Annotated in this window: 7 protein-coding genes; 4 read left to right on the top strand and 3 right to left on the bottom strand. The window is 34.8% G+C overall.

The features are described from left to right. The coding region (locus BALCAV_RS22485; RefSeq protein ID WP_040324298.1) for a hypothetical protein at positions 1 to 1173 on the top strand (1173 nt) is incomplete at its 5' end. A 654-nt stretch (positions 1174 to 1827) separates the two neighbouring features. On the opposite strand, the gene BALCAV_RS23155 is transcribed toward BALCAV_RS22485, so the two are convergent. The 3 genes from BALCAV_RS23155 to BALCAV_RS20065 all read right to left on the bottom strand — a co-directional run bounded on the left by BALCAV_RS23155 (position 1828) and on the right by BALCAV_RS20065 (position 4592). Continuing rightward, positions 1828 to 2655: an ABC transporter transmembrane domain-containing protein gene (locus tag BALCAV_RS23155; protein ID WP_268746834.1), complete on the bottom strand. Its 828-nt coding sequence runs from the start codon at positions 2653 to 2655 to the stop codon at positions 1828 to 1830. Positions 2656 to 2663: 8 nt separating this feature from the next. Next, a complete protein-coding gene (locus BALCAV_RS23150) occupies positions 2664 to 3173 on the bottom strand; it encodes an ABC transporter transmembrane domain-containing protein (protein ID WP_268746833.1) in 510 nt (169 codons plus the stop codon). 441 nt (positions 3174 to 3614) lie between these two features. Continuing rightward, a complete protein-coding gene (locus tag BALCAV_RS20065; RefSeq protein WP_003324615.1) occupies positions 3615 to 4592 on the bottom strand; it encodes an acyltransferase family protein in 978 nt (325 codons plus the stop codon). 383 nt (positions 4593 to 4975) lie between these two features. On the opposite strand from BALCAV_RS20065, the gene BALCAV_RS20060 reads away from it, so the two are divergent. The 3 genes from BALCAV_RS20060 to BALCAV_RS20050 all read left to right on the top strand — a co-directional run bounded on the left by BALCAV_RS20060 (position 4976) and on the right by BALCAV_RS20050 (position 7927). Next, positions 4976 to 5935, top strand: coding sequence for a D-2-hydroxyacid dehydrogenase (locus BALCAV_RS20060; RefSeq protein ID WP_003324616.1), 960 nt, complete (start codon positions 4976 to 4978; stop codon positions 5933 to 5935). 130 nt (positions 5936 to 6065) lie between these two features. Next, a complete protein-coding gene (locus BALCAV_RS20055) occupies positions 6066 to 6518 on the top strand; it encodes a hypothetical protein (protein WP_003324617.1) in 453 nt (150 codons plus the stop codon). Between the two features lie 98 nt (positions 6519 to 6616). After that, entirely contained in the window at positions 6617 to 7927 is a 1311-nt protein-coding gene (locus BALCAV_RS20050; protein WP_003324618.1) for a D-serine ammonia-lyase, read from the top strand. Positions 7928 to 8410 lie beyond the last annotated feature (483 nt).

Below are 8410 nucleotides of genomic sequence, written 5' to 3'. Positions count from 1 at the left end.
AGTATTACGGAGGAACAGGATATTTCTTATCCTGGAGTACGACGGGTTTCAATTAAAATAACATTAACTAAGCTACTAAAAATAAATGAAATCCATAGTGCTGTCAGGTACTTAATTAATGAATATAAAGGCAAATATGATGTGGTGTCTGTTTTCGTAGCAAAAACTGGCGAAGATTATATTTTATATAATTGGATTTTAAGATATATGTGGTGTAATCCTTTAAATGACAACATTCAAATGCAACCTTTAAAGCAAAGAGATAAAGACGGATACAGTTGGGATGAAAGTAACACCTACAGTGTAATGGCTGATTATAATGATAAATATGTATTTGAAAATGATAAGCATCTATTTGTTTATAAGAAAAAACTATATGATGAAGTGCAACCTATTCATAAGGAATTAGTTTTTTATTTTAATGATCATGAATTCCAAGAGCTTTTCGACATTATTAATATATACAGATCTAAAATCAATGAAATATATTTTTTAAACGATAGTTTTGGTGTCTCTAGAAATATTGAATTTAAAGCATATTTAAGCAATTTTACTGACTATTTTATAGCCTTAGACAATATTTACTTTTGGGCTAATAAGGAAAACCTTAATGAAAGGCAAAAAGCCTACCATATTAGTAGGTGTTTTGAAGATGCTCATAATAGTAGTGAGGAAATAGTAGACTATATTTCATACTGGCAAGTTAAATTAGCTATTTCAGAGAATGATTACAATTCTATTGACCCTTATACCGTTCCAGAAAGAGCAACTTATAAATTCGAACCAACCATCCCAATAAATCCAGATGGAATTGAAGTGGAATTTAATGTTGAAGTTGAATTAATTGAAGATAGGGCTTTACATATCTTCGGAACAACAAACCTATTTAATCACGCATCTTTGCTAATAAATGTACGAAAACAATCCGGACAACTTTGCGGTTCCAATAAAGCAAGCGTAATGGCTGGACATTTTGATTTTGGTATTTTTAACTTCAAAGGAAATGGTTATGTAGCTGGACTCTATTTTATAGAAATGTCATTATCATTGCCAAGCATTCAACCGAAGCTGTTTCAAAACAAAGCTGGAATTGAGTATGAAAACCTAAAAGGTCCATATGTTGACAGGACCGTTCCTATGGTAAAGTACAGAAAAGAAATTTCCGTTGAGTAATTTATTTTGATCTAATGTATGTTAACACTTTTAACTAGTGCCCAGAAACTCTCTAATATTCTGGGCGTACACTCATCAAAATTTATGATACAGTAGCCTAAATGCAGAAGATAATAAGTTTATTCAGATGATTTGCATCCACACCTTTGACACTTCCATACATCATCGTCTATTTCCTTATGGAGTTCCAGACAGTCACAATTCCAACAGTCAATTTCTTTATAATCAGCCATACCAACTCACCTCCACACATTTAATTAATTGAATATGGAAAAATTAGTAAACCGCTTCTTGGAACAATCAACAACTCACCTAGACTTTTATTTTCAAAATTCGCTCTACAATTACAAAGTTTAGCAAAAACCTTCATTTTAAATAGAAATTATGGACAAAATTATATTTAAATTTAAAAAGCGTCCTAATTAAGATTAATTCCAATTTCCGTTAGCCCCAACCTCCAAAGGAATGTAATTAAATTATACAATAGGAAATTAACTCTAGTTATCATTCCACAATATTCCACATTTGTAGACCAACGTTAAAAAGATAAGTGTTTGTATTATTAGAATATCAAACATTAAGCTTTCCACGTAATTTACTTTTATATTTGTATATAAGTTTGTGTCATTTTCATTTTATGTATATAACTTTGGTTCATAAAAAAAATGAAGCAAAGTTATATACATAAACTAAAAATGCCTTTCTCATAAGTATTTCAAATAATAATAATGTATATTCTTTTGATTCAACGTACACCTGCGGAACATAAGCAATCGATTTTCGTAAATCATCAACATGACGTTCTTTCACATTGACTCCTTCAATCAAAATTTCTCCTTCCGTCGTATCGTATAAGCGCGGAATCATCTGAAACATGGAAGTTTTTCCTGAGCCCGTTCCTCCCATTATTGCGACTGTTTCTCCTTTACGAACTGAAAAGTTCACATGCTCTAAAGCCCAATCACCTGTATCAGGATACTTAAACGAAACATTTTTAAACTTAATCGCTTCATAATTTAGCGGGTTCGCTTCTTGCCTGTTTGCTTCTTCTTGCATATCAACTTCTGTCGTTAATACTTCATTAATCCGTTCTGAGGACGCCTGTGCTCTTGAAAAAACCATAATAATCATCGCAAACACAGTTAAGGCACCGGTAATTCTCAGCACATAGTTAATAATCGCGACCACTTCACCAACTTGCACATTTCCTGCTGTGATATAAGCTTGCCCAAACCATAAAATCGCAATAATTGATAAATTCATCACGAATAAAAGAATCGGCATCGTCGCTTCTAAAAGTCTTAAAGCAGACACTGTTTTTTCCATTAACTGTTTGTTACGTTCAGTAAAACGTCTCACCTCATGTTTTCGCCTTACATACGCTTTAATCAGTTTCATTCCACCTAAATGTTCACGAATAACTGAATTAACTCCATCTAACTTTTGCTGAACGAGCTTAAATAGCTTGGACGCCCTTCTCATCACAAAAACTAAAAAACAATCAGAATAGGAATTGTTACGACTAAAAACATCGCTAATTGCACATTTATAAATAGTGCCATAATGACGCCACCGACAACTAAAAGTGGTGCCCTTAACATAATTCGTAAGCTCATAAAAATCGTATTTTGTATTTGGGTGACATCGTTTGTTAACCTCGTAATTAACGATGAAGTTTGGAACTTTTGTAAATTGGCAAAAGAAAAAGCCTGAACCTTATCATATAAGCCATTTCTTAAATCAAGACCCGTACTTTGACTAACATGCCCAGCATAAAAGGAGTTCACAATTCCTGCGATAAAGGCTATAAAAGATAGCCCTACCATAATCGCCCCCCAATAAAGGACGCTTTGTAAGTCATTTTGCATAATACCATCATCTATAATTTTCGCTAATAATAATGGATGAATAAGTTCAACAACTAACTCAACAAACATAAGAAAAATGGCGATCCACATTGCAAATCGATATGGTCTTATGTAACTCCAAATGATTTTCACACTAGTTCCCCCCTCCATAAAACCGCGAGCTATTTCGTTTTTTCTATATATTTATACATTTTAGCCTAATTTATAATATTTTGGAACACGAAGTTTTTTTATTATCAACAAAATCAACCAAAAAAAGAGGCTGGGACAAAACTCTGTACTGATTTGAAAAGTGTTCTACTCACCGTTCCCGAAAATCATGCTCCGCGTCCTGTGGGTGGCGCCGAACTAACTAGTTTCACTAGTGGATTTCGCCTCTGCCACTAGATCCCACGGGAGTCTCCGCATGTTTTCGTCCACTAAGATAGAGGGTAAATCTTTTCATTCCTTTTGCAATATAAAATAAGTAATTTCCATTAAAAAAGTTAGATGACCGTCATTTCTAGTCATCTAACTCTTTTTTAGTGGTTTTGTCTCAGCCTCATAAATCGTCGGCAAAAACAGTATAAAAAATTAAATCGGCAATAATTTTTTGGAATAATAACTTCCACAGGCGATACAAATGAGAAGGGATAAGCCAATCAGTAACGCATAGTTGTTCGCAAAATCATGTAAGGTACTTTTTGAAATAAATGTTTGAATTAATTGAATGATAATCCCATGTAATAAATAAATCGACATTGTTCGTTGACCGATAGCCGTAAAGCTATACTCCTTTTTAGGCACAATCGCCATAAAGGCCAATAACACAACTAACGTTCCTACATACTGTGCTAACCGAATTCCAGCATCGATCAGATAACCTCTGCCCATCTCTACATAGGATTGTGAGCCAAATAGCCAAGGAATTCCCCCTTCAGGAAAAAACTCAACGACGATAATAAAAACACTTAATAAAACAAAAATTCCAATAGAAGGACTATATTTGAATTGCTGTAGTTTTTCAAAATGCTCCTTCTTTAATAAAAAACCAAGAAAGAAAAACGGAAAAAAGACAAATGTTCTTGATAAGCTCATCCAAGTTCCAACAGATTCTATAAATCCAATACCCACACCGATCGCAGTCGCTATGACTAAACCAAGCCAACGCCATTTTCCAAATACATATAAAAGCACATTCCACGTAAATAAACTTAATAAAAACCATAACGTCCAATGTGGTGAAAACAATTCAAAACTTAAAGCCTTATCTCCATTCAAATAATAAAAAATCGAATAGAAAATTTGAAAAATAAAATATGGAATAAGAATTTTCTTGAATGTCTTCCATAAGTACCCTTTCTTTTTATAGCCCTTCGAAAAATAACCAGAAATTAAAATAAACGCAGGCATATGAAAAATATAAATCATTGCATATAAATCAAAAAGAAAATCCTCCTGTCCTTTTAACGGACTAATAACATGACCAACAACAACCAAAAAGATAAGAAAAAATTTAACATTATCAAAGTAAGGATTCCGATTTTGGTGTTTGATTGCCGTATCTGCCACACTTCCACCTCCTAAATGCTCTCTAACGATTCATTCAATTCTTTACAAAAAGAAAATCTAATACTTTTCCCCCAAGTATTAGATACCCCGATTATATGTCATTCCTGTTACAAGACGATTAGTACTAACTCTAATATTATGGAAGAATTCTCAAAAATAATGGATGTGAAAGCAGCTGGAATCAAGCAAAAAGTGGGCATGTTTTACTCCACTCAAATAGGTATAACTTCTCAATGTTTTTTCTTAAACACTGTAAAACTTCTAAATCCTCTTTCTATATGATTCAAATAGTTTCTACCATATAGTGTGACAAGCTGTTCAGAATGTTTTATTCTTAAAAATAGTTATCAAAAAATCTTATCAAATTTAAAAGGGTGATCCATTTGAAGCGAAAAATTGTTATACCTCAAGATTTAAAACCTGAATTATTAGATAAGTTAAGTAGACCTTTAAAGGACTGGGATATTATTGTTGGAAAGGACCCTTCTATTTGGCAGGACCATATTGATTCAGCTGAGATTCTTATTTCTTGGAAAAACTCCTTTGCCGAGCAAGTCCAAAAGTCGAACACGCTCCGCTGGATCCAAAGTTGGAGTGCTGGAATTGATAATTACCCTCTTGACTACTTTAAAAAGAATCAAATTTTATTAACAACAGCAAATGGTGTACATACAAACCCAATATCCGAAACGGTGTTTGCTCTCATGTTAAGCCTAACTCGTAATCTTCATAAATACATCCGAAACCAAGAAAAGAAAAAATGGTTTCATGAGTATAATTATTTAGAGCTTCATAATAAAACAATTGGCATTGTCGGGGTTGGAGCCATTGGACAAGAGGTCGCAAAAATAGCAAAAGCTTTTAATATGAATGTGTTAGGTGTACGAAATAGTGGCAAAGAGTTGGATTATGTCGATCGTATGTACCTGAGTTCTGAGTTAGAGGAAGTTTTACCGCTTTGTGATTATGTAGTCGTTGCCACCCCTTTAACTCCAGAAACGAAACATTCCTTTACACGTGAGAGCTTCAAATTAATGAAAGAAACAGCATTTTTTATTAACATTGGTCGTGGACAGCTTGTCAAAGAAGACGATCTGATATGGGCCTTAGAAAACAAAGAAATTCTCGGTGCTGGACTCGATGTCTTTGAAGTAGAACCATTACCAGAATCGAACCCACTTTGGGAAATGGAGCAAGTCATTGTTACGCCACATACATCAGGTTCAACCGGATACTATAATGAACGAGTAATTGAAGAAATTTTCTTACCTAATTTAGAAATCTATTTAAAAGGCGATAAAAAGCTTCCCATTAACCAAGTCGATTTTTCGTTAGGTTATTAATACAACTCCCAAGCACTCACAAAAATCGTCTTTTGTTGAGTGCTTTTAATACGAATGGTCTATTTCCCTTCCCTCTACAATAAGATAATACAGACTCTTATTTAGGCCTGATTAAAAAGGAGGGAAGGCTTTGACCATCCTTATCGCCAATTTGGTGTTTCTAACGATTCTCACTTTCTTTTGTATGATAAAAATCACTGCAAATAAAAAAAATCTCAAAGGGTCATCTAAACATTTGCATATGATTATTATGGCTTTATCTATGATGTCGAGTTTGGCCTTTGGTCTCACATTTGGACTTATCTTCGGTCACGATCTTGTCATTTCAACAATGGTCGCTTGTACGGTTGGGATGTCCATTGGCTTTTTAGTTGGAAAAGACTTTGAAACCTTCTGTATTTTATGTGGGACGGTTGAAGGCATTATGGGTGGAATGATGGGGGCAATGACGGGTATGATGATCCACCACCACTCATCCTCAAACATCTTATTGCTTTTTTTTGATATTCTTTTTGTCATTGTCTTTATTTCAATTTTAATTACTTTACAAAAAACTCCCCATACAACTGAACATACGGCCTGAAAAAGCTTCCAACCATTTAATCGGTTTGGAAGTTTTTTATTATAAAGTACTTATTTTTGTTAAAATGACACTATAAACTGTTCAATTGGAGGGTCATGATGGCACAGAATCAAACGGATGTAATAAAAGAACTACAAAATTACAAAGAAACTCTTTGGATGAACCCTAATTATCAAACAGAATCAGCCGAAACAGAATTTAAGAACAAATTATCTCCAGAAAAAATAGAAGAAGCCCGTCAACGGTTACTCCGATTTGCTCCTTATTTAATCGAGCAATTCCCAGAAACAAAAGCTACCAACGGATTAGTCGAATCCCCCTTATGGCCGATTCCTAAAATGAAAAAGGCACTTGAACACTTAAATTCAGCGGCGATTGCTGGAGACGTTTTTATAAAATTAGACAGTCAATTAGCGATTGCCGGTTCCGTTAAAGGTAGAGGTGGTGTTTATGAAGTTTTAACACTGGCCGAACGTATCGCCTTAGAAAATGGGCTTCTCTCTCCTGATGACGATTATCAAAAGCTCGCAGATAGTAAAATAAAAGAAGTATTTAATCAATATACGATTCAAGTCGGCTCCACTGGAAACTTAGGTTTAAGTATTGGCATTATCAGTGCCAAAATAGGCTTTAAAGTAATTGTTCATATGTCCTCAGATGCAAAAGAATGGAAAAAACAGCTCTTACGTGAAAAAGACGTACACGTGATCGAATATGAAAATGACTATAGCGAGGCTGTTGAAGCCGGTCGAAAACAATCAGATGCCGATCCGAAAAGCTACTTTATTGATGATGAAAATTCAGTTGACTTATTTTTGGGCTATGCCACGGCCGCTTCGTATTTACAAAAACAGCTAGAAGATGCAAACATTGAAGTGTCTGAAGCCAAACCTCTTTTTGTCTATTTACCATGTGGAGTCGGCGGGGCTCCAGGCGGAATTACATATGGTTTAAAACAAATTTTTGGAGACCATGTCCACTGCTTTTTTATCGAACCAACAAAAGCTCCTTGTATGCTACTCGGAATGGCGACAGAAAAGCATGACAAAGTTTCGATCCAAGACTATGGTATCGACGGAAGAACCGCTGCGGATGGTTTAGCTGTTGGTCGTCCATCCTCTTTTATCGGCAAAGTAATGACCCCTTTATTAAGTGGCGTTTTTACTGTAGAAGATTCCACCTTGTTTTATTATTTACAAACTCTTTATCAAAGTGAGAACGTATTTATCGAGCCATCGGCAGCAGCGGGTTTTATTGGCTTACTTCAGCAAGATAACTCAAGATTCCAAACTTATATACACAAGCAAAATTTACAAAATAAAATGAATGATGCCACCCATATCATCTGGGCAACCGGCGGAAGATTAGTACCGAATGAAGAACGAGACCGTTACTTAAAAATGTCCTAGTAAGCGAATACCTCCTTTAAACTGTTACATGTAAAAGTGAAACATAGATACTAGTGTGGTTAAAAAAGAGAGTTAATTCGGCGTATTGTATCCTTTTATAATTTTTACGCCGAATTGGCTCTTGTTTGGCTTATAATTCTTTTTCTCCATTCTTTTTACGCCGAGCTGGTTCTTGTTCGGCTTATAGTTCATTTGCTCCACTCTTTTTACGCCGAGATGGCTCTTGTTCGGCTTATAGTTCATCTTCTCCTATTCTTTTTACGCCGAACTCTCTCTTATTCGGCTTATAATTCTTACTCTCCATTCTTTTTACGCCGAGCTGGCTCTTATTCGGCTTATAATTCTTACTCTCCATTCTTTTTACGCCGAACTCTCTCTTATTCGGCTTATATTCCTTTTTCTCCTATTCTTTTTACGCCGAACTCTCTCTTATTCGGCTTATAATTCTTTTTCTCCATTCTTTTTACGCCGAGCTGGTTCTTA

It is taken from the genome of Alkalihalobacillus alcalophilus ATCC 27647 = CGMCC 1.3604 (assembly GCF_000292245.2).
Classification (GTDB): domain Bacteria; phylum Bacillota; class Bacilli; order Bacillales; family Bacillaceae_D; genus Alkalihalobacillus; species Alkalihalobacillus alcalophilus.
Note: the sequence above shows the minus strand (reverse complement) of the source record. Positions and strands in the feature narration are given on the sequence as shown.

Coding starts and splice junctions, on each gene's coding strand:
- BALCAV_RS20050 (WP_003324618.1), top strand. CDS start 6,617: ATGGCACAGAATCAAACGGATGTAATAAAAGAACTACAAAATTACAAA.
- BALCAV_RS23155 (WP_268746834.1), bottom strand. CDS start 2,655: ATGAGAAGGGCGTCCAAGCTATTTAAGCTCGTTCAGCAAAAGTTAGAT.